The organism is Arthrobacter sp. NPDC090010 (genome assembly GCF_044748305.1).
Lineage (GTDB): Bacteria > Actinomycetota > Actinomycetes > Actinomycetales > Micrococcaceae > Arthrobacter_E.
The window spans coordinates 67,395-88,483 of the sequence record NZ_JBIVFT010000005.1 but is presented as its reverse complement, the minus strand read 5'-3'; the positions used below and the strand labels follow the sequence as shown (position 1 = coordinate 88,483).

General features: G+C 67.3%; 20 protein-coding genes. 19 read left to right on the top strand and 1 reads right to left on the bottom strand.

From position 1 onward, the window contains the following. The first annotated feature begins 142 nt into the window (after positions 1-142). The 16 genes from aspS (at position 143) to nusB (ending at position 16,351) form a co-directional block, all read left to right on the top strand. Positions 143-1,945 carry an aspartate--tRNA ligase gene (gene aspS / locus ACIPXZ_RS09540; RefSeq protein ID WP_400592963.1) on the top strand — a complete coding sequence of 601 codons (1,803 nt, stop codon included), beginning with the start codon at positions 143-145 and terminating at the stop codon, positions 1,943-1,945. Between the two features lie 7 nt (positions 1,946-1,952). Further along, positions 1,953-2,717 carry a GNAT family N-acetyltransferase gene (locus ACIPXZ_RS09535; protein WP_400592960.1) on the top strand — a complete coding sequence of 255 codons (765 nt, stop codon included), beginning with the start codon at positions 1,953-1,955 and terminating at the stop codon, positions 2,715-2,717. Positions 2,718-2,794: 77 nt separating this feature from the next. Continuing rightward, positions 2,795-4,174 (top strand): replication-associated recombination protein A, encoded by a 1,380-nt coding sequence (locus ACIPXZ_RS09530; protein WP_400592958.1) that lies wholly within the window; start codon positions 2,795-2,797, stop codon positions 4,172-4,174. A 179-nt stretch (positions 4,175-4,353) separates the two neighbouring features. Continuing rightward, complete coding sequence (gene rpsD, locus ACIPXZ_RS09525; RefSeq protein ID WP_400592955.1) at positions 4,354-4,980, top strand: 30S ribosomal protein S4; 627 nt, start codon at positions 4,354-4,356, stop codon at positions 4,978-4,980. A 124-nt stretch (positions 4,981-5,104) separates the two neighbouring features. Next, positions 5,105-5,488, top strand: a complete 384-nt coding sequence (locus ACIPXZ_RS09520; RefSeq protein ID WP_400592952.1) for a DUF948 domain-containing protein — start codon at positions 5,105-5,107, stop codon at positions 5,486-5,488. Between the two features lie 16 nt (positions 5,489-5,504). Further along, positions 5,505-5,726, top strand: a complete 222-nt coding sequence (locus ACIPXZ_RS09515; protein ID WP_400592949.1) for a DUF6167 family protein — start codon at positions 5,505-5,507, stop codon at positions 5,724-5,726. A gap of 170 nt (positions 5,727-5,896) precedes the next feature. After that, complete coding sequence (gene alaS, locus ACIPXZ_RS09510; protein ID WP_400592947.1) at positions 5,897-8,575, top strand: alanine--tRNA ligase; 2,679 nt, start codon at positions 5,897-5,899, stop codon at positions 8,573-8,575. A 5-nt stretch (positions 8,576-8,580) separates the two neighbouring features. Further along, complete coding sequence (ruvX, locus tag ACIPXZ_RS09505) at positions 8,581-9,129, top strand: Holliday junction resolvase RuvX (RefSeq protein ID WP_400592944.1); 549 nt, start codon at positions 8,581-8,583, stop codon at positions 9,127-9,129. Then, positions 9,126-10,943: an endolytic transglycosylase MltG gene (gene mltG / locus ACIPXZ_RS09500; protein ID WP_400592941.1), complete on the top strand. Its 1,818-nt coding sequence runs from the start codon at positions 9,126-9,128 to the stop codon at positions 10,941-10,943. Before ruvX ends, mltG begins: the two co-directional genes overlap by 4 nt. Next, the gene (locus tag ACIPXZ_RS09495; protein WP_400592938.1) at positions 10,940-11,836 is read left to right on the top strand and encodes a shikimate dehydrogenase; all 897 of its coding nucleotides are present in this window, start codon (positions 10,940-10,942) and stop codon (positions 11,834-11,836) included. The genes mltG and ACIPXZ_RS09495 overlap by 4 nt, the downstream gene beginning before the upstream one ends. A gap of 28 nt (positions 11,837-11,864) precedes the next feature. Next, complete coding sequence (gene aroC / locus ACIPXZ_RS09490) at positions 11,865-13,064, top strand: chorismate synthase (RefSeq protein ID WP_400592936.1); 1,200 nt, start codon at positions 11,865-11,867, stop codon at positions 13,062-13,064. Between the two features lie 17 nt (positions 13,065-13,081). After that, on the top strand, positions 13,082-13,657 hold the full coding sequence (locus tag ACIPXZ_RS09485; RefSeq protein ID WP_400592934.1) for a shikimate kinase: 576 nt from the start codon (positions 13,082-13,084) through the stop codon (positions 13,655-13,657). Further along, positions 13,654-14,748: a 3-dehydroquinate synthase gene (gene aroB, locus ACIPXZ_RS09480; protein ID WP_400592932.1), complete on the top strand. Its 1,095-nt coding sequence runs from the start codon at positions 13,654-13,656 to the stop codon at positions 14,746-14,748. The genes ACIPXZ_RS09485 and aroB overlap by 4 nt, the downstream gene beginning before the upstream one ends. Beyond that, a complete protein-coding gene (locus tag ACIPXZ_RS09475; protein ID WP_400592929.1) occupies positions 14,745-15,260 on the top strand; it encodes a tetratricopeptide repeat protein in 516 nt (171 codons plus the stop codon). Before aroB ends, ACIPXZ_RS09475 begins: the two co-directional genes overlap by 4 nt. 117 nt (positions 15,261-15,377) lie before the next feature. After that, complete coding sequence (efp, locus tag ACIPXZ_RS09470) at positions 15,378-15,941, top strand: elongation factor P (protein WP_400592926.1); 564 nt, start codon at positions 15,378-15,380, stop codon at positions 15,939-15,941. Next, on the top strand, positions 15,941-16,351 hold the full coding sequence (gene nusB / locus ACIPXZ_RS09465) for a transcription antitermination factor NusB (RefSeq protein ID WP_400592923.1): 411 nt from the start codon (positions 15,941-15,943) through the stop codon (positions 16,349-16,351). Before efp ends, nusB begins: the two co-directional genes overlap by 1 nt. 80 nt (positions 16,352-16,431) lie before the next feature. Here the strand turns inward: nusB and ACIPXZ_RS09460 are convergent, their stop codons facing one another. After that, on the bottom strand, positions 16,432-17,976 hold the full coding sequence (locus ACIPXZ_RS09460) for a PrsW family glutamic-type intramembrane protease (RefSeq protein WP_400592921.1): 1,545 nt from the start codon (positions 17,974-17,976) through the stop codon (positions 16,432-16,434). A 194-nt stretch (positions 17,977-18,170) separates the two neighbouring features. Between ACIPXZ_RS09460 and pyrR the strand changes: the two genes are divergently transcribed. The 3 genes from pyrR to ACIPXZ_RS09445 are packed head-to-tail and all read left to right on the top strand — an operon-like array spanning position 18,171 to position 21,087. Continuing rightward, positions 18,171-18,755, top strand: coding sequence for a bifunctional pyr operon transcriptional regulator/uracil phosphoribosyltransferase PyrR (gene pyrR, locus ACIPXZ_RS09455; RefSeq protein WP_400592918.1), 585 nt, complete (start codon positions 18,171-18,173; stop codon positions 18,753-18,755). Continuing rightward, positions 18,752-19,762 carry an aspartate carbamoyltransferase catalytic subunit gene (locus ACIPXZ_RS09450; RefSeq protein ID WP_400592915.1) on the top strand — a complete coding sequence of 337 codons (1,011 nt, stop codon included), beginning with the start codon at positions 18,752-18,754 and terminating at the stop codon, positions 19,760-19,762. The genes pyrR and ACIPXZ_RS09450 overlap by 4 nt, the downstream gene beginning before the upstream one ends. Next, complete coding sequence (locus ACIPXZ_RS09445) at positions 19,759-21,087, top strand: dihydroorotase (RefSeq protein WP_400592912.1); 1,329 nt, start codon at positions 19,759-19,761, stop codon at positions 21,085-21,087. Before ACIPXZ_RS09450 ends, ACIPXZ_RS09445 begins: the two co-directional genes overlap by 4 nt. The last annotated feature ends 2 nt before the right edge of the window (positions 21,088-21,089 follow it).

The window sequence follows — 21,089 nt, the reverse complement described above, 5'->3', positions numbered from 1 at the left end:
GCGCCCGGTGAGAGCCGTTCGGGGTACCGGGTAAAATCGTCACATCAGATCGGGATTGATCCGCGATCCCCAGAGTTTTCCCGCCCGGGAGGCGCCATCCGCGTATCCGGGGGAAGAATCCGCTCCACTCGAAAGGAATGCTGTGCTGCGCACACATGACCTCGGCTCCCTGCGAGCTGAGCACATCGGACAAACCGTCACCCTGGCAGGCTGGGTCGCCCGCCGGCGCGACCACGGCGGGGTTGCCTTTGTGGACCTGCGTGATGCCTCGGGCGTCGCCCAGGTGGTGGTGCGTGAGGAAGAGGTCTTCCACGGTCTGCGCAACGAGTTCGTCCTGCAGGTGACGGGAACCGTGGAGCGGCGTCCGGAAGGCAATGAGAACCCGGCCCTGGCGACCGGTGAGGTCGAAGTCATCGCCGAGACCGTCGTCGTGCTCAACACGTCAGAGCCGCTGCCGTTCCAGATCGACGAACACGTCGAGGTCGGCGAGGAAGCCCGTCTCAAGCACCGCTACCTGGACATGCGCCGTCCCGTGCTGTCCCGCAATCTCCGTCTCCGTTCCGAGGCCAGCCGTGTGGCGCGCGAGGTTCTTCATACGGACGGCTTCCTGGAGATCGAGACCCCGACCCTCACCCGGTCCACCCCCGAGGGCGCCCGCGACTTCCTGGTGCCGGCCCGGCTCGCCCCCGGCTCCTGGTACGCCCTGCCGCAGTCGCCGCAGCTCTTCAAGCAGCTGCTTCAGGTGGGTGGTTTCGAGAAGTACTACCAGATCGCCCGCTGCTACCGTGACGAGGATTTCCGCGCGGATCGCCAGCCGGAGTTCACCCAGCTGGACATCGAGGCCAGCTTCGTCGACCAGGACGACATCATCGCGCTCGGCGAGAAGCTCGTGGTCGCCCTGTGGAAGCTCATCGGAGTGGACATCCCCACGCCGATCCGCCGCATGCCCTACGCCGAGGCCATGGCCAAGTACGGCTCGGACAAGCCGGACCTGCGCTTCGGCCTCGAGCTGACCGAACTCACCGAGTTCTTCAAGGACACCAACTTCGGCGTCTTCAAGGCGCCGTACGTGGGCGCCGTCGTCATGCCCGGTGGCGCCTCGCAGCCCCGCCGTACGCTGGATGCCTGGCAGGAATGGGCCAAGCAGCGCGGTGCCAAGGGCCTTGCGTACGTGCTCATCAAGGACGACGGCGAGCTGGCCGGCCCTGTGGCCAAGAACCTCACCGATGCCGAGCGAGAGGGCCTCGCGGCCGCCGTCGGCGCCTCCAACGGCGACTGCATCTTCTTCGCCGCCGGTGAGAAGAGCGCCTCCCGTGCGCTGCTCGGTGCCGCCCGCGTCGAGATCGGCCACCGCACCGGACTGGTCCAGGACGGCGAATGGGCGTTCGTCTGGGTCGTCGACGCGCCGATGTTCGAGCCGGCCGCAGCCGCAGTGGCGTCCGGTGACGTCGCAGTGGGCGCCGGCAAGTGGACGGCTGTGCACCATGCGTTCACCTCGCCGCGTCCGGAGTTCATGGACACCTTCGACACCGACCCGGAGTCGGCACTCTCCTACGCCTATGACATCGTCTGCAACGGCAGTGAACTGGGCGGCGGATCGATCCGTATCCACCAGCGTGACATCCAGGAGCGAGTGTTCGCGGTCATGGGTCTGAGCAAGGAAGAGGCCGAGAGCAAGTTCGGGTTCCTGCTGGAAGGCTTCAAGTACGGCGCTCCGCCGCACGGCGGCATCGCCCTGGGCTGGGACCGTGTGGTGTCCTTCCTGGCGGGCGCCGAGTCCATCCGTGACGTGATCGCCTTCCCCAAGTCCGGTGGCGGCTTCGATCCGCTCACGAGTGCTCCGGCACCGATCACGCCGCAGCAGCGCAAGGAAGCCGGTGTCGACTTCAAGCCGGCGCCCAAGGCCGCCAAGCCGGAAGACGGCGAAGAGACGGCCGCGGTCTAACCGTTCCGTGTCTGATCTGACCACCGTCTCAGGCCTGGTCACGCTGCAGAACGCGGCGTGGCCGGGCCTGACGACGTTCGACACCGGGTCCTGGCTGTACCGCACGGCGTCCGGCGTGACGCAGCGGGCCAACTCGGTCTGGCCGTACGCACCCGTGGAGTCCCTGGACGCGGCGATCCGCGAGGCTGAGCAGTGGTACCGGGGCCGACGGCAGCCGGCGCTCTTCCAATTGACGTCCTCCCCGGAGGACGCCGCCCTGGATGAGCGGCTCGAGGAACTGGGCTATCGCGTCCGTACTCCCACGATGTTCATGGTCCGCGGAGGAGCCGGGACTCTTCCGGTGCCCTCGCACAGCGTGGAGCTGTATCCCGAACCGGTCCGGGACTGGTTCGATGCCTGGTGGCTGACCAGCGGGCACGGCGGGCCCCAGGACGCCGACACCGCGCGGGCGATCCTGGAACGGGGCCGGTCCAGCTACGCCCTGGTCCGTGGCGGGGACGGCGGGGTGGTGGCCGTGGGCCAGGCGATCCACGTAGGAACACTCTCCGGGATTTACGGAATGGTGACCCGGGAGGCTCGCAGACGCCAGGGCCTGGCCCGTTCCATCGTGAGTTCTTTGGTGAACGCCGTGCCCGGAGGGGACGGTTTCTGGCTCAGTGTGGCTCGCTCCAACACGGGCGCCCAGGCGCTCTATCGCTCGCTCGGTTTCCGTGAGGCGGGGGAGTACTGGTACCGCAGCGCCCCTCCCACCAGAGCTCTGGGCGCCTGCTGAAACGGCGCTCGGCAGTATTCTCCGCATCAGGGCCCGGCGCCGACGGTGCCGGGCGCGTGCGGTACTAGGCTTGGGGCATGGCCGATCTCTTTTCCCAGGACGACGCCGGAGAGTCCCCACTGGATGAGAACGGCCGCCCTGCATACACGATGGCACCTCTGGCGGTGCGGATGCGTCCACGTACCGTCGACGACGTGGTCGGGCAGCAGCATCTCCTCGGCCCGGGGCAGCCACTGCGGACGCTGGCGGAATCCTCCGGGGAGCCGTCCGCGGTAGGACCTTCCAGCATCATTCTCTGGGGCCCTCCGGGGACCGGCAAGACGACCCTGGCCCATGTGATCGCGAACGCCCCCGGCAGGAAGTTCGTGGAGCTCTCCGCGATCACGGCGGGAGTCAAGGATGTGCGGCGGGTCATGGACGAGGCGCTCCAGCGCCGGGACCTGCATCGGCAGGGCACGGTTCTGTTCCTCGATGAGATCCACCGTTTCAACAAGGCGCAGCAGGACGCCCTGCTGCCAGGGGTTGAGAACCGCTGGGTGATCCTCGTCGCCGCCACCACCGAGAACCCCTCATTCTCGGTGGTGTCGCCGCTCCTTTCGCGTTCCATCCTCCTGACGCTCAAGCCGTTGCAGGAGACGGATATCAAGGGCCTGCTGGAACGGGCCATCCGTGATGAGCGAGGCCTGGGCGGCAAGATCGACGTCGACGCCGATGCGCTCGATTACCTGGTGCGGATCGCGGGCGGGGACGCGCGGCGCGCCCTGACCTCCTTGGAGGCTGCGGCCGGCGTCGCACTGGGGGAGGACAACGGCGAACGGTCGGTGCTGCATCTCGCGCAGGCGGAACAGGCCATCGACAAGGCTTCGGTCCGCTATGACCGGCAGGGTGATCAGCACTATGACGTGATCAGCGCCTTCATCAAGTCGATCCGTGGTTCGGACGTCGACGCGGCTTTGCACTATCTGGCCCGCATGATCGAGGCGGGGGAGGATCCGCGGTTCCTGGCCCGGAGGATCATCATCTCCGCCTCGGAGGACATCGGCATGGCGGACCCGACGGCTCTCCAGACCGCTGTGGCCGCCGCCCAGGCGGTGCAGCTGATCGGCATGCCGGAGGGCCGCATCATGCTGGCCCAGGCGGTGGTCCATCTCGCAACGGCTCCCAAGTCGAACGCCTCGTACATGGCGCTGGACCAGGCGATCGCGGATGTCCGTTCCGGAAAAGGGACCGATGTCCCCATGCCGCTGCGGGACGCCCATTACCCGGGGGCCAAGGGGCTCGGGCACGGCAAGGGCTACATCTACGCCCACGATGCGCCCCATTCGATCGCGCCGCAGCAGTATCCTCCCGATGATCTGGTGGGCCGGGACTACTACGAGCCGACGCACAACGGTGCTGAGCGCGAGATCAGCGCACGGCTGGAGCGCCTGAGGGGGATCGTCCGCGGACAGGGCTGATCGGGCATCCGTCGTGCTAAGATTAGAGATCGTCTGGCAAGGTCCTGCCTGAAGTCTGTCCTCCTGTCGTCAGGAGGTGGATTGCGTTCTGGACCCAGCAGCACGGCCGCGGTTTGCCGATGCTCTCCACACGGGAGGCCAGTTAACACCACGAAAACCGCATCATTGGAAGGACACAAGTGGCTAACAGCACTCGTGCTCGCCGTCAGGCCCGCCTTTCGCGGTCCCTCGGCATCGCCCTGACTCCCAAGGCCGCCAAGTACATGGAGCGCCGTCCCTACGGCCCCGGTGAGCATGGCCGTGCCCGCAAGAAGCAGGACTCCGACTACGCCGTGCGTCTGCGTGAAAAGCAGCGTCTGCGTGCTCAGTACGGCATCCGCGAGGCGCAGATGACCCGCGCCTTCGAGGAAGCCAAGCGCACCAAGGGCCTGACCGGTGAGAACCTGGTCGAGCTCCTGGAAATGCGTCTGGACGCCCTGGTGCTCCGTGCAGGCTTCGCCCGCACCATCGCCCAGGCCCGTCAGCTCGTGGTGCACCGCCACATCATGGTCGACGGCGCCCGCGTGGACCGCCCGTCGTTCCGCGTGGCCGAGGGTCAGCTGATCCACGTGCACCCGCGCAGCATCCCGATGGTTCCGCTGCAGCTCGCCGCTGCCGGCGCCCACCGCGACGTCCTGCCGGCCGTTCCGGCCTACCTGGACGTCAAGCTCGAGGCCCTTCAGGCGCGCCTGGTGCGTCGCCCGAAGCGTGCTGAGGTTCCCGTGACCTGCGAAGAGCAGCTCGTCGTGGAATTCTACGCTCGCTAAGAGTTCCTGGAGAGAGCCCGTGGCCCTGGCCGCGGGCTCTCTCTTTTTCCGCCTGGCATCGTCCTCCGGCGGTCACCGCTAAGGTAGGACAAGCGCATGCCCACGATCCACAAGGAGAAAAGTCATGAGTGGCGGTGACATCGCCGGACTGGTGGCAGCCGGTGTCTTCCTGCTGTTGGTCCTGTTCCTCGCAGTGCCGATCCTCAAACTCGGGAAAGTTCTCGATGAGGTACGGCACTCCATCAAGGACCTCAGCGACGGCGCCCAGCCGTTGATGACCGAGGTGACCGCAACGGTCTCCACCACCAATGAGCAGTTGAAGAAGGTGGACGGGATCTCCAACAACGTCGCCGACGCGACGGCCAATCTCTCGGCGCTCTCCTCGCTGGTTTCCGCGACCGTGGGCAGCCCCCTGATCAAGGTCGCGTCCTTCAGCTACGGTGTCCGCTCCGCGCTTTCGGCGCGCAAACAGGGTGGCAGCCGGCCTGCCGGCCGACGCAGCCGTTGAAAGGGAGGCATCTGTGATGAAGAGGATTCTCTGGTTGTCCGTGGGCGCCGCGATCGGCGTCATCGTCGTTCGCAAGGTCAATGACGCCCGTGGTGCCATCGGCCCGGAAGGGCTCAACCGTGCCGTCGGCCGTCTTGCCGACAGCGTCTACCATTTCGCCGATCAAGTCCGTGACGGCATGAAGGAACGCGAGGACGAGCTGCGTGCCGCCCTGGCACTGGATGAGAAGCGCCCCTGAATAGGCAGTGAACCGCTGAATGCCGACCGGGACGTCAGACCCGGGAACAGCGGTCCGGGATTCGCCCTCGTGGCGGCCCGGGAGGCACAATTGAACGCGGCGGATGCACGATCCGCCAGTACGCAACGCCGGGCATGGCCCGGAAACGCCGAAGGGACAGACACTTCCTCATGAAGTCGCAGGAGATCACCAAGCGCTGGGTGGATTTTTTCGTCAGCAAGGGCCACACCGCCGTGCCATCGGCGTCGCTGGTCTCGAGCGACCCCAGCCTGCTCTTCACCGTGGCCGGCATGGTGCCGTTCATCCCGTATCTGACCGCGCGTGAGGTACCGCCGTACAGCCGTGCCACGAGCGTCCAGAAGTGCATCCGCACGGGCGACATCGAAGAGGTCGGCAAGACGGCGCGGCACGGCACCTTCTTCCAGATGTGCGGCAACTTCTCCTTCGGCGACTACTTCAAAGAAGACGCGATCAAGTTCGCCTTCGAACTGCTCACCAGCTCCGTGGAGGCCGGCGGTTACGGGCTGCCTTCGGAGAAGCTGTGGGTCACCGTCTACGAGGACGATGACGAGGCCCGCGAACTTTGGCTGAAGAACACGGGCATCCCTGCGGAGCGCATTCAGCGGATGGGCAAGGAGGACAACTACTGGTCCACCGGCCAGCCCGGCCCGGCAGGCCCCTGCTCGGAGATCTACTACGACCGTGGCCCGGCCTACGGCATCGAAGGCGGCCCGGCCGCCGACGACAACCGGTACGTGGAGATCTGGAACCTCGTCTTCATGCAGTATCAGATCGAGAACGTCCGGTCGAAGGTCGAGTTCGACATCGTGGGCGAGCTGCCCAAGAAGAACATCGACACCGGTCTCGGCATGGAACGTCTGGCCATGATCCTCCAGGGCGTCGAGAACATGTACGAGACCGACCAGGTCCGGCCGGTCATCGACAAGGCTTCCGGGCTTTCCGGCCGGGAGTACACCTCGGCCGAGAGCGCCGACGATCCGCACCACACCGATGACGTGCGCATGCGCGTGGTGGCCGATCACGTCCGTTCGGCTCTGATGCTCATCGCCGACGGCGTCACGCCGTCGAACGAGGGCCGTGGCTACGTGCTGCGCCGTCTGATCCGCCGGGCCGTGCGTTCGATGCGCCTGCTCGGTGTCGAGGAGGCCTGTCTGCCCGAGCTGCTGCCCGTCTCCCGCGACGCCATGAAGGGCGTCTACCCGGTGGTTGAGCTGGAGTTCGACCGGATCTCCCGTATCGCCTACGCCGAGGAGCGGGCGTTCCTCCGTACGATCGCTGCGGGCACCGCGCGGCTGGATGAGGCTGTCACGCAGGCCAAGGCCGGCGGCTCTTCCCTTTCCGGTGAGGAGGCCTTCACCCTGCACGACACGTACGGCTTCCCGATCGACCTCACGCTCGAGATGGCTGAAGAGGCCGGCGTCGCCGTGGACGAGGGGCAGTTCCGCGCACTCATGCAGGAGCAGCGTCAGCGTGCGCAGGCGGATGCGAAGTCCAAGAAGGGCGGCCATGCCGATCTGACGGTCTTCCGCGAGGTCCTGGCCGGGGGCGAGACCGTCTTCACCGGTTATGACGAGCTGGAGAGCGAGTCCCGGGTGCGGGCCTTGCTGAGCGGCGGTTCGCTGGCCGGACACGCGTCCACCGGTGACGAGATCGAACTGGTGCTCGCCGAGACCCCGTTCTACGCCGAAGCCGGCGGCCAGGCCGCCGACACGGGTCTGATCACCGGCGACGGTTTCGTGGTGGAGGTTCTGGACGTCCAGCGTCCAGTCAAGGGCCTCTCGGTGCACAAGGCGGTCGTCCGTGAGGGCGAGATCGCTTCCGACGCACTGGTGCACGCCGCTGTCGACGCCGAGCGCCGTCACGCCGGCGAGCAGGCTCACACCGCCACCCACCTGGTGCACGCGGCACTGCGTCAGATCCTCGGCCGCGAGGCCACCCAGCGCGGTTCCTTCAACAAGGCCGGCTACCTGCGTTTCGACTTCGCCTGGGGCGAGCAGCTCTCCAACGCCACCAAGAGCGAGATCGAGGAGGTCACCAACCTGGCCATCCGCAACAACTTCCGGGTGGACACCAAGGTGATGGGCCTGGACGATGCCAAGGCTCTCGGAGCCATGGCGCTCTTCGGCGAGAACTACGGCAGTGAGGTGCGCGTCGTGGAGATCGACGGCGCCTGGTCGCGCGAACTCTGCGGTGGCACCCACGTGGCCTCCACCTCGCGGATCGGCACGCTGAATCTCCTCGGCGAGCAGTCCGTGGGTTCCGGCAACCGTCGCGTCGAGGCTTTCGTGGGCATGGAGGCCTTCCGCCACTTCGCCGCGGAGCGCGCGCTGGTGACAGAGCTCAGCGAGATGTTCAAGGTGCCGTCCAACCAGCTCAGCGAGCGGATCGGTGCGACTCTGGGCAAGGTCAAGAGCCTTGAGAAGGAATTGGAGCGGTTGCGCAAGGAGCAGCTCGCGGCCCAGGCCTCGTCGATGCTCGCCGCGGCCGTCGATGCCGGAGGCGTGAAGGTCATCGCGCACGACGCCGGCCAGATCGGCGGTGCCGACGATCTCCGTTCGCTCGCACTGGACCTCCGCACCCGCCTCGGCAGCGAAGCCGCTGCTGTGGCCGTCGCCGGCGAGTCCGGCGGGCGTCCCGTCATCCTCGTGGCCGTGAACGATGCGGCGCGTGCCGAGGGGGTCAAGGCCGGTGCCCTGGTCCGCCTCGCTGCGGGAATCCTCGGTGGCGGTGGCGGCGGCAAGGACGACATCGCCCAGGGCGGTGGCACCGACGCAGGCAAGATCGCAGCGGCGCTGGCCGCCGTCGTCGACGCCATCCGTACGCGCTAGCCCGTATGGACGAGCAAACGCCTGATCCCCAGCCGGAAGCGCCTCGCGGCGTCCGGCTGGGGATCGACGTCGGCATGGCCAGGGTAGGGGTGGCGGTCAGCGATCCCGACGGCATCCTGGCCACGCCGTTCAAAACGCTGCAGCGTGATGCGAAGAAGAATTCGGACATCGCGGTGCTCGTCAGGCAAGCGCAGGAACGCGAGGCCCGCTGGGTTTTCGTGGGTCTTCCGAGGACGCTTCGAGGTGGCGAGAGCTCCTCGACCCGGATGGCAGTGGACTACGCGCAGTTGTTGGCGGATCGGCTGGCCGAGGCTGGGCAGAACGCCTATGTGGCCCTGGTCGACGAGCGTCTCAGCACTGTAACGGCGCACCGAGCACTGCACGAAGCTGGAGTCGACAGCCGGGAACACCGTAAAGTGGTTGACCAAGTGGCGGCTGTCAACATCCTTCAGCAGGCGCTTGACATGCAGAAACGCCACGGCGCAGAAGTGGGGACGCGCGTGAGTGCCCGGGAGTTCCGTGGCACGGTGAATGACGGAGGCACCCAGAGTTGAGCACGGAGAACAGCGGCCCCACGGACTCCGGCGTCCCACAGAACGAGGGCATGCCTCTGACCCGCCGTGAGCTGAGAGCGCGGGAGCGGATGCTGGCCGAGCGTCGCGAGCAGGAACGCGCGGCACGTGCTTCGGCTCCTTTCGACCAGGAACTCGAGGAATTGCCGCGCGGCAATCCTGAAAAGCCTGCGGAAACCCGAGACACGCCGGCCGCCAGGCAGCCCGCTGCACGCGACTCCGAGGCCACGCCCGGCCTCCCGCAGCAGTCGGTTCCCGTGTCACGCCCGTCAGAGCCGGCGAAGGGACAACCCGCCGAGCCGCATCAGCTGCGCCGCCCGCGCGATGTCCGCCGTGCCTCTGAAGACCAGACGGAGGCTCCGGCCGTCCAGCCCGCCGCCGTGCAGGGTCCGGTTCCTCCGGCGTCGTCCGCGCCGTTGGATGAGCCACGCACTGCACGGATCTCTCCGGTTCCCGCGGCATCCCATGCGCAGCACTTCTACCCGGCCCCGGAACCGGGACGCCTGGCTCCACGGGCTCACGGTCACAAGACGGCCACCGGACAGCATCCCATCGTGGAAACCCGGCCCGGCAGCACGACCGAGCCTCAGACGGCGGCGGCCGGCACGGTCACCGAGGAACACCACGGCCTTCATGAGGCGGCGCCGGACCACAGCTTCCATTTCCTGCATTCGGCAGAGCCCGAGCAGGAACCCGTCCACCCGGGCAAGACCGCGTTCCACGAGGAATCCGCCAGCCCGCGTAAGCATCGTCGCTTGCGAGGCTGGATCGCAGTGCTCCTCTCCCTCCTGCTGGTGGGAGGTGGCGGATTCGCCGCCGTTCAGGTCATCGGCCCGAGTCTGGGCTGGAACCGGGTCACCGATTTCCCGGGCCCGGGCACCGGAAGCGTGGCCATCGACGTCCCTGAGGGCTCGTCGGTCACGCAGGTGGCCAATTCTCTCAAGGACGCCGGAGTGGTGGCCGATGCCGGCACCTTCACGAAGGCCTTCGCCGCGGCGGAGGTGACTCTCCGTCCCGGCAAGTACACCTTCAAGGAAGGCATGCGTGCCTCGGATGCCGTCACGGTCCTCTCCGGCGGCGGCAATGACAAGGTCTCCTACGTGGCCCTCTCGGCGGGCCTGCGCGTCAACGAATCCCTGGACGCCATCGCCAAGGGCACGGGACTGGCGCTGAAGGATCTTCAGGCCCTCAACAGCAAGCCGGCCCAATTCGGGGTGTCCACCAAGGCGAAGAACCTGGAGGGCTACCTCTTCCCGGGCGAGTACCGCTTCCCGCTCGGGGCCACGGCCAAACAGGTCATCGCCGAGCTCGTCAAGGGCACGCAGGACGAACTGAAGTCGCAGGGCATCACGGATCCGGACAAGCAGTACCAGAGCCTCACCATTGCCTCGATCGTGCAGGCCGAAGCGGGCCGCGCGGACTACCCGACTGTTGCCGGCGCCATCATGAACCGCCTGCAGCACAACCCGGAGACGCTCGGCTACATCCAGTCGGACGCCACCGTGACGTATGGTCTCGGACGGAAGAGCTATGAGCTCACCGCGGAGGAGAAGGCGGACAAGAGCAATCTGTACAACACCTACGCCAACCCCGGCCTGCCGGTGGGCCCGATCGGTTCGCCCGGCAAGCTGGCCATCGATGCGGCGGCGCACCCCAAGTCCTCGGACTACCTGTACTGGGTGACGATCAACCTCGACACGGGCGAGACGCGCTTCGCGGCCACCCTGGCGGAGCACAACAAGAACGTTCAGCTCTACCAGAACTGGTGCAGCGCCAACGCCGGACGCTGTCAATGAGCCGTCGCGCGGCGGTCCTCGGCCACCCGATCTCGCACTCGAAGTCGCCACTGCTGCACCGCGCGGCATACCGGGAACTCGGCTTCGACGCCGACTACACGGCCATCGACGTGGATGTGGAGGACTTGCGCGGCTTCATCGCGGAGGTCCGCCGGGATGCATCCTGGTGCGGGCTGTCGGTGACCATGCCGTTGAAGAAGGCCATGACGCTCGAGGTCGACGAATGTGTCGGTGCGGCGGCCGAGCTGGGCGTGCTCAACACGGTGACCTTCGGGCACGGACCCACCGGACCCAGGCTGACGGGCCACAACACCGATGTCATGGGGATCGTGAACGCCTTGCGGCACGCGTCCGGCCTGGACACTCTGCACGGGGCGGACGCCCCGGCGACGCTCGGCCGGAAGTCCGCGGTCCTGGGCGGCGGAGGGACCTCCGCCGCCGCGATCGCCGCCCTGGCGCGGCTGGGGCACGAGACGGTCCGGCTCTTCGTGCGAGACACCGCACGGGCCGCCGAGGCTCACCGGGCCGCTGAGGCCTGTGGCATCCGCCTGGAGGTCCTGTCGTACGACGGCGCGGCAGAACGCCTGGGGGAGTCCGACATCGTCATCTCCACCTTGCCGCCGCGGGCTGCGGACCCCCTGGCCGCGGCCCTGGACCAGGGCGTCTTCGGCACGGAGCTGCGCCCTCTGCTCCTGGACGTCGCCTACGATCCGTGGCCCAGTGCTCTGGCCGATTCCTTCGCGCGTCAGGGCGGGATCGTGGTCCCAGGACTGGAGATGCTGCTGTACCAGGCCGTCGAGCAGGTGCTTCTTTTCACCGGTGCCGGAGCCGACTCGGCTGCCCGCGTCATCGATGTGATGTGTGACGCAGTGAACGCGCCCCGACGCGGATGATCCGTTCCCAACATGGCAGGATGGAGCTATGTTTCGTTGGTTAACCGCTGGTGAATCCCATGGCCCTGCGCTGGTCGGGATCGTAGAAGGCGTCCCTGCAGGAGTCGAGCTGAACAGCGAGGACGTCCGTGACGCCCTCGCCCGCCGTCGTCTCGGCTATGGCCGCGGCGCGCGCATGAAGTTCGAGCAGGACGAGGTCACCATCATCGGCGGTGTCCGGCACGGCCTGACTCAGGGCGGCCCTGTGGCCATCCAGGTCGGCAACACCGAATGGCCCAAGTGGGAGCGGGTCATGTCCTCCGACCCCGTGGACCCCGAGGAACTGGCGACGTCCGCCCGCAACGCGCCTCTCACCCGCCCGCGTCCCGGTCATGCCGACTTCACGGGCATGCAGAAGTACGGCTTCGCCGAGGCCCGCCCCGTCCTGGAACGTGCCAGCGCCCGCGAGACCGCCACGCGTGTCGCGCTCGGCACGGTCGCGGCCAAGTTCCTCGCTCAGCTGGGCATCGGACTGATCAGCCACACCACGGCCGTGGGGACCGTATCGGTTCCGGATGGCACCGCGCTGCCGCGTCCTGAGGATCTCATCGCCCTCGACGCCGACCCGCTGCGCTGCTTCGACCGGGCGACGTCGGACGCGATGGTCGCCGAAGTCGACGCGGCACACAAGGAGGGGGAGACCCTCGGAGGTGTCGTCGAAGTGCTCGCGTACGGCCTTCCGCCGGGGCTCGGCAGCTACGTCCACTGGGACCGTCGTCTGGATGCACGGCTGGCCGGCGCGCTGATGGGCATTCAGGCCATCAAGGGCGTCGAAGTCGGCGACGGCTTCGCGACCGCGGCCCGGCGGGGTTCCGCCGCCCATGATGAAATCGTCAAGGACGAGAGCGGACGTATCGCCCGGGTGAGCAACCGCGCCGGCGGCATCGAAGGCGGCATGAGCATCGGTACCGTGCTGCGGGTACGGGCGGCCATGAAGCCGATCGCCACCGTGCCGCGGGCGCTGCAGACCGTGGACGTCACCACCGGTGAGGCCGCGAAGGCCCATCACCAGCGTTCGGATGTCTGTGCGGTTCCGGCCGCGGGCGTCGTCGCGGAGGCGATGGTCGCACTGGTCCTGGCCGAGGCCGTGCTGGAGAAGTTCGGAGGGGACTCCGTCGCCGAGACCCGGCGCAATCTCCAGCAGTACCTGGCCGCCATCCCGGAGGAGCTCGGCTCCTCCGGCAACTGACACCGCAGGGAGCCCAGATGCCTTTGGACAAGGCTCACGAGAGAATCGCGATCGTCCTGGTCGGCCCCATGGCCGCCGGGAAGAGCGCCGTCGGCCGTGCCCTCGCTGCATTGCTGCAGGGGGAGTACGTTGACACGGACGAGGTCTTCGTCCAGGAGAACGGTCCCATCAGCGACTTCTTCGAAGCGCGCGGAGAGGAAGCATTCCGTGCTCTGGAGGCCGAGGTCGTGGCGCGTGCCGTGGCCGGTGACATCGCCGTGTCCCATCCGGAAGCCCCCAGGATCGTCTCTCTCGGAGGCGGTTCTCTGGGCTCCGAACGGTCCCGTGAGGCCATCGCCTCCTCGCACGTCGTCTACCTTGAGGCGGACCTGGCCACCGTGTTGCCGAGAATCGCCCGCGACACCGGCCGCCCCATGCTCACCGGCGACGCCGCGGAACGCTGGCTGGCCCTTTTCGACCAGCGCCGGCCACTTTACGAGGCCGTGGCGGACCTCACGGTGGATGTACGGCACGGCAGCCCCGAGGACTTCGCATTGCAGATCGCCCGGGCGCTCGAAACGCCCGGAACCCCAGCAAAGGAGGGCACAGAGTGACTCAGCCCGAAACCATCATCAAGGTGACCGGATCCCGCCCGGAGGACAACTACGACGTCGTGGTGGGCCGCGGTCTGCTCGCCCAGCTGCCGCAGCGGCTGGGGGAGCGCGTCAAGCGAGTCCTGGTGATCCACCCGCGGGCTCTGCGTCTGACGGGCGACGCGGTCCGCGATGAGCTTGAGAACGCGGGCTTCACCGCGGTCACCGCCGAGATCCCGGACGCCGAGGAGGGCAAGCACATCCAGGTGGCCGCCTTCTGCTGGCAGGTCCTGGGTCAGAACGACTTCACCCGGAGCGACGCCGTGGTGACGGTGGGCGGCGGAGCCGTCAGCGATGTGGGAGGCTTCGTCGCGGCGACCTGGCTGCGCGGTGTGCGGGTCATTCACATGCCCACCAGTGTTCTGGGCATGGTCGATGCGGCCGTCGGGGGAAAGACCGGCATCAACACGGCCGAGGGCAAGAACCTGGTGGGCGCGTTCCACCCTCCGGCGGCGGTCCTGGCGGATCTGGACACCCTGGCCACGCTGCCCCGCAATGAACTGGTCTCCGGACTGGCCGAGGTCATCAAGTGCGGTTTCATCGCCGACCCGCGGATCCTGGAATTGCTCGAAGAGCACGGACAGGACGTGCTGGATCCGGCGTCTCCCGTGCTGCGCGAACTGATCGAGCGTTCGATCGCGGTCAAGGCGAAGGTGGTGTCTGAGGATCTCAAGGAATCCGGGCTGCGGGAGATCCTCAACTACGGGCACACCCTCGGGCACGCCATCGAACTCAGCGAGCGCTACTCGTGGCGACATGGCGCCGCGATCTCCGTCGGCATGGTGTTCGCGGCGGAGCTCGCGCGCAGCGTGGGCCGCCTCAGCGACGCCGACGCCGACCGGCACCGGGCCATCCTGGAGAGCTTCGGCCTGCCTACGAGCTACCGCAACGACCGCTGGGCGGCGTTGCTGGACGGTATGCGCCGCGACAAGAAGTCCCGCGGCGATCTCCTGCGATTCGTCGTCCTGGACGGCATCGGCAAGCCGGGTCTGCTGGAGGTGCCCGACACCTCCCTGCTCTTCGCCGCCTACCAGGAGGTGGCCGACGCATGAGTGAGCTGGCCTCGGACACCTCGGAATGGCCCGAATCGGGGTTCCCGGGCATCAAGGTGAACCCCTTGACCCGGCGTTGCGAAGTGGTCGATGAGGACCTGGTCGATCAGACGCTGGCCGGCGACACGCGTCCGTGGGCCGAGGTGTTCGTGCTGATGGTGCGGGGCCGGGGGAATGAAGCCGCCGAGCTGCTCGCCGAAGCCCGCATCGTGGCCCCGGAATCGTACGAGTTGCTCCTGCTGGACACCGAGATCCTGTACACCCGGGGTCGCTTCGAGGCCGCCTTCGAGAGGCTCAGGCGCCTCCTTGCGCAGTACCGGGGCACCGATCATGAAGCGGAGATCTTGCAGCATCTCGGCAACACGTACTTCAGTTCCGGGGACTTCGCCCGGAGCGCCGACGCCTTCGAACAGGCGTTGGAACTGCGGGTCGCGGCGCACGCCAGCCCGGAGCTGATCTACTCCTCGACGGTCGCTCTGCAACAGGCGAGGCATTCCCGCGAACAGGCCTGATCGAGCCCGTGCCCGGGGCACCGTGTGCGACACGGTAGAATGGTTAACGGTTTTTTGACAATTAAGGGCTGGACGCGTCTTCCCGGCGCCCCGGCTGGCATCGGGAAAGAGGCTGCAGTGGCAACCACGAACGACATCAAGAACGGTACGGTCCTCAAGCTGGAGGGCAACCTCTGGAACGTCATCGAATTCCAGCACGTGAAGCCGGGCAAGGGCGGCGCCTTCGTCCGCACCAAGCTGCGCAACATCCTCTCCGGCAAGGTGGTCGACAAGACCTTCAACGCCGGCCTGAAGATCGAGACCGCCACGGTCGACCGTCGTGACTACACGTACCTGTACCAGGACGGCGTCGACTACGTCTTCATGGATGTCCAGGACTACGACCAGCTCACCGTGACGCCCGAGATCGTGGGCGATGCCAAGAACTTCATGCTGGAGAACCAGCAGGTCATCATCGCCATGCACGACGGCGCCCCGCTGTACCTCGAGATGCCTGCCAGCGTCATCCTCGAGATCACCTACACCGAGCCCGGCCTGCAGGGCGACCGCTCCTCCGCGGGCACCAAGCCCGCCACCGTGGAGACCGGTTACGAGATCCAGGTGCCCCTGTTCCTGGAGCAGGGCACCCGCGTCAAGGTCGACACCCGCGACGGCAGCTACCTGGGTCGGGTCACCGACTAGTGAGTGCCCGCGGCAAGGCCCGGAGCAGGGCCCTCGAGATTCTGTTCGAAGCCGAGCAGCGTGCTGTCACGCCGTATTCGGTCATCCAGGAGCGCCGCCTGCACACTGAGCAGACCATCAACCCGTACACCGTCGAAGTGGTCGAGGGCGTGACTGCTTTGCAGGAGACGATCGACGAGTTCCTGACCACCTATGCACAGGGCTGGACCTTGGACCGCATGCCGAATGTGGACCGCGTCATCCTGCGCATCGGAACCTGGGAACTGCTGTACAACGAGGAAGTCCCGGACAGTGTCGCCGTCAGCGAGGCCGTGAGTCTCGCCCGGACGCTCTCCACGGACGATTCTCCCGCCTTCATCAACGGCCTGCTGGGCCGGTTGAAGGAACTGAAGCCCACGCTGCTGGCCTGAGCCGGCAGCGACGACGACGGCGGCCCACCCCGGCAAGGGGTGGGCCGCCGTCGTCGTCAAGCGGCTGTTGTGCCGCGGACTCAGCCTGCGACGACGCCGCGGAGTTGTCCCAGGCGATCCAGCAGCCGGTGCTCGTCCTGCTGCAGGCGCACCAGGTCTCGCCCGCTGAGGATCCGTTGCCGGGTGTACGCCAAAGCGGTGGCGGTGCGGATGAGATCCCGCATCGGCTTCTGACGGCCCCATTGCGATGCCCAGTGTTTGGCCGCCCGGCGTCCCGAACCGGTGGCGAACAAGCCGACCTCCGCCCAGGTGAGCCAGCCCGCAGCGGCGTATTCGCTCAGCCGCGCACGGGTGAGTTTCGCCTCGGCGACCCGGAGAAGGATGAATCCGACGACAGCCAGGAGGAAGAGCGGCATCTGGATGACGATGTAAAGCCAGAGGAAGTCCTCGCCCATGCTGTTCCACTGGTGATGCAGGAACATCGCAGGGAGCAGTCCGACGAAGAAGGCGGCCACGGTGAGGCCCCGGCTCCAGCGACGTGCAGCGAACCCCATCAGCAGGCCCGTGGTGCCGGTGAACAGGGCATGGGCGAAGGGGGAGAGGATGCCGCGCAGGAACACGATCGTCCAGAAAGTCTGCCCTGCACCCTCCTCCTCGACGTAGATCCGGCCGAAATAGAGGATGTTCTCGGTGAACGCGAAGCCCGCCGCGATCGTGAAGGCATAGACCAGTCCGTCCACCGGGCCGTCGAAATACTTCCTGGCGAGCAGTGCCAGCAGCAAGAGACCGAGGGACTTGGAGAACTCCTCCACGATGGGCGCCTCGACCGTCGCGAGGAACGTCTGCAGATCGTCCTTGGTGGATCCTTCAGGTGCCAGCGTCAGAAAGAACGGCTGGATGATCACGGTTGTGGCGACGGCCACGGTGGCGCCCCAGAGCAGCGCGAACAGCAGGAGTTTACGGGGCTCCGGTTCCCAGCGGTCCATGAAGTAGACGGCTGTGAGAACGATCGCCAAGGGGATCAGAGAGGCGAAGAACCCGCCGAGGAAGCCCTGGCCGCCGACGTTCGAGAGCAGCAGGGGCAGGACCAGCACCAGGCTCAGGAAGGCGAGGACGCCGCCGATGATCATCAGCGTCAACGTGGCCGGGTTGATGTTGCGGTGTACGCGGGCTCCTGCCAGCAGCCGGGGATCCTGGAAGGGATAAGCCGCGGCCTGTTGATACTGCGGGGCCGGCTGATGCGGGAAAGGCTGCTGCCAGCCCTGTCCTGAGGGCGCGTTCTGCGGGGTGGCATGCTGGAAGCCCTGGGGTCCGGCCTGCCAGTACCCCTGCTGCTGCCACCCTGGGTTCGGGTTCCAGGCCTGGTCCTGCTGCCAGCCTCCCTGCTGGGGCCACTGATCCTGCACGGGACTCTGCTGAGGCAATGGCAGCTGAGGCAACGGCGGTGCGCCCGGGACGGTGGCACCAGGCTGAGTGTAGGAGTCAGGATCGACCCGCCCGATCCAGCTCGGGTTCAGGCTCTGCTCGTCCGGAACAGGGCTCGTCGGGGCACCGGGTCCCGGTTGTTGCCAGAATCCAGGCTGCTGGCCGGGAGAGCCCGAAGGGTCGTGGAATGGAGTGCTCATGGTGCTCCCATGCTATTGAGTCCTCCTCCTGCGGGCCAGCGGGCACAGTGTTCCGGGCGTGCCGTTCCGGGTGGGGCGGATCACTCCGGGAGGGGTCTGAGGCGCCCTGAGGAAGGCCGTCCGTGTGATAGATTTTGGAGCGCAAGAATCCTTTTTTAATTCCGTCCTGTGAGGCGGGGAAAGGGGAGAGAGGCATGACTGACGCCACCAGTGCATCATCTGCCGGGACCGGCTCCCAGCGCGTCGTCCTCAATTCCGATGACATCGACCGTGCCATGACGCGGATCGCCTTTGAGATCATCGAATCCAACAAGGGAACGCAGGATCTCGTTCTCCTCGGCATCCCTCGCAGGGGATATCCCCTCGCCCAGCGCCTGGCCCGGAAGATCGCCGACGCCCAGCCCGGCTTCGACGCCCAGGCAGCCCTCGGTCAGCTCGACGTCACGATGTTCCGGGACGATCTGGCCCGGCAACCCACCCGCTCGCCTCTTCCCACCCAGCTGCCCAAGAGCGGTCTGGACGGCAAGGTCGTGGTGCTCGTGGACGACGTCCTGTACTCCGGCCGCACCATCCGGGCAGCCCTCGACGCGCTGGTGGATCTCGGCCGGCCGCGGGTCGTGCGTCTTGCCGTGCTGGTGGACCGCGGTCACCGTGAACTCCCCATCCGTGCCGACCATGTCGGCAAGAACCTGCCCACGGCCAGCAGCGAGAAGGTGAGGGTCCACCTCAGCGAGATCGACGGCTCCGTGGACGAAGTCGTGATCGAGGCCCGCGCATGAAGCATCTTCTCTCCACTCAAGACCTCAGCCGCAAGGACGCCCTGGACATCCTCGACACCGCCGAGGAGATGGCGCAAGTGGGCCAGCGTGAGGTCAAGAAACTTCCGGCCCTGCGCGGCCGGACCGTGGTGAACCTCTTCTTCGAAGACTCCACCCGGACCCGGATCTCCTTCGAAGCGGCTGCCAAGCGGCTCTCGGCCGACGTCATCAATTTCTCCGCCAAAGGCTCCTCCGTGAGCAAGGGCGAGTCGCTGAAAGACACCGCCCAGACCCTGGCCGCCATCGGAGCCGACGCCGTCGTGATCCGTCACTGGGCGTCCGGAGCCCCGCAGCGTCTGGCCAACACGGACTGGATCGAAGCCAAGATCCTGAACGCGGGCGACGGGACACACGAACACCCGACTCAGGCCCTCCTCGACGCTTTCACCATGCGCAGGCACTGGGCCCGCCTGGCGGGCGTCGCCTCCACGGGCACGGATCTGAGCGGCATGCGTGTCGCCATCTCCGGGGATGTGCTGCACTCCCGTGTGGCCCGTTCGAACGTCTGGCTGCTCAGGACGCTGGGAGCCAGCGTCACCCTCGTCGCACCGCCCACCCTGCTGCCGGTCGGCGTCGAGAGTTGGCCGTGCGAGGTCAGCTACGACCTCGACGCCACCCTGGAGATGGGTATCGACGCCATGATGATGCTGCGGGTGCAGAGCGAACGGATGAACGCCTCCTTCTTCCCCTCCGCCCGTGAGTACTCCCGGCGCTGGGGTTTCGACGATTCCCGTCTTGAGGCCTTGGACCGGCACGGGCTGAAGGACACGATCATCATGCACCCGGGTCCCATGAACCGCGGTCTGGAGATCTCCTCGGCCGCCGCCGACTCACCGCGGTCCACCGTCCTGGATCAGGTCAGCAACGGCGTCTCGGTCCGGATGGCATCCCTGTATCTCCTGCTCGCAGGAGGCCGGGAGGCCGAGCAGAACACCACCCATGCAGCCACGGAGGGAATCCCCGCATGAGCACCCAGAACCATCTCATCACCTCCGTCTCCCTGCTGGGCGGCGAGCCCCAGGACATCCTTCTCGCCGACGGCGTCGTGGCTGCGCTCGGTGCCGGAGCCTCAGACCATCCCGCCGCAGCCGATGCCACGGTGATCGACGGCAGCGGCCTGGTGGCACTGCCAGGCCTGGTCGACGTCCACACCCATCTGCGCGAGCCGGGCCGGGAGGATGCGGAGACCGTCGAGACCGGCACCCGGGCCGCTGCACGCGGCGGATACACCGCAGTCCACGCGATGGCCAACAGCTCGCCGGTGGCGGACACCGCGGGCGTCGTCGAGCAGGTCCACCGTCTCGGTCAGGACGCCGGATGGGTGGACGTCCGTCCGGTCGGTGCCGTGACCGTGGGGCTGGCCGGTGAACGCCTGGCAGAGCTGGGCGCGATGGCCGAGTCCCGGGCCGAGGTCCGGATGTTCTCAGACGACGGCATCTGTGTGCACGATCCGGTGCTCATGCGTCGCGCGCTCGAGTATGTCAAGGCGTTCGACGGCGTCATCGCACAGCATGCCCAGGAGCCGCGCCTGACGGAGGGCGCCCAGATGAACGAGGGCGAGGTCTCGGCGGTTCTCGGTCTCGCAGGCTGGCCCGCTGTCGCGGAGGAGAGCATCATCGCCCGCGACGTGCTCCTGGCCCAGCATGTGGACTCGCGTCTGCATGTCTGCCACGTCTCCACGGCAGGAAGCGTCGAGATCATCCGCTGGGCCAAGCAGCGCGGCATCAAAGTCACTGCGGAGGTCACACCGCACCACCTGCTGCTGACCGATGAGCTGGTCCGCAGCTACGATCCGGTCTACAAGGTCAACCCGCCGCTGCGCACCCAGGAAGACGTGCTGGCGCTGCGGCAGGCGCTGGCCGAGGGCGTCATCGACGTCATCGGTACGGATCACGCCCCGCATCCCAGCGAGCACAAGGAATGCGAGTGGGCACAGGCCGCCATGGGCATGACCGGCCTTGAGACCGCGCTGTCCGTGGTGCAGCACACCATGGTGGAAACGGGACTCATGGGCTGGGCCGATGTAGCACGGGTCATGTCCGAGGCGCCCGCCGGGATCGGACGGCTTTCGGACCAGGGGCGGCCCGTGGCCGTCGGAGAGCCGGCCAACCTGGTCCTGGTCGATCCGCAGGCCCGCTGGACCGTGGACGGCTCCGCGATGGCCACCAAGGGGCGCAACACCCCGTTCCAGGGGATGGAGCTGCCGGGCCGGGTCCGCGCGACCTTCTTCCATGGGCACCCGACCGTGCTGGACGGCGAGCTGAACACGCCTCGCCGTCCCTCCGAGGCCTGAGC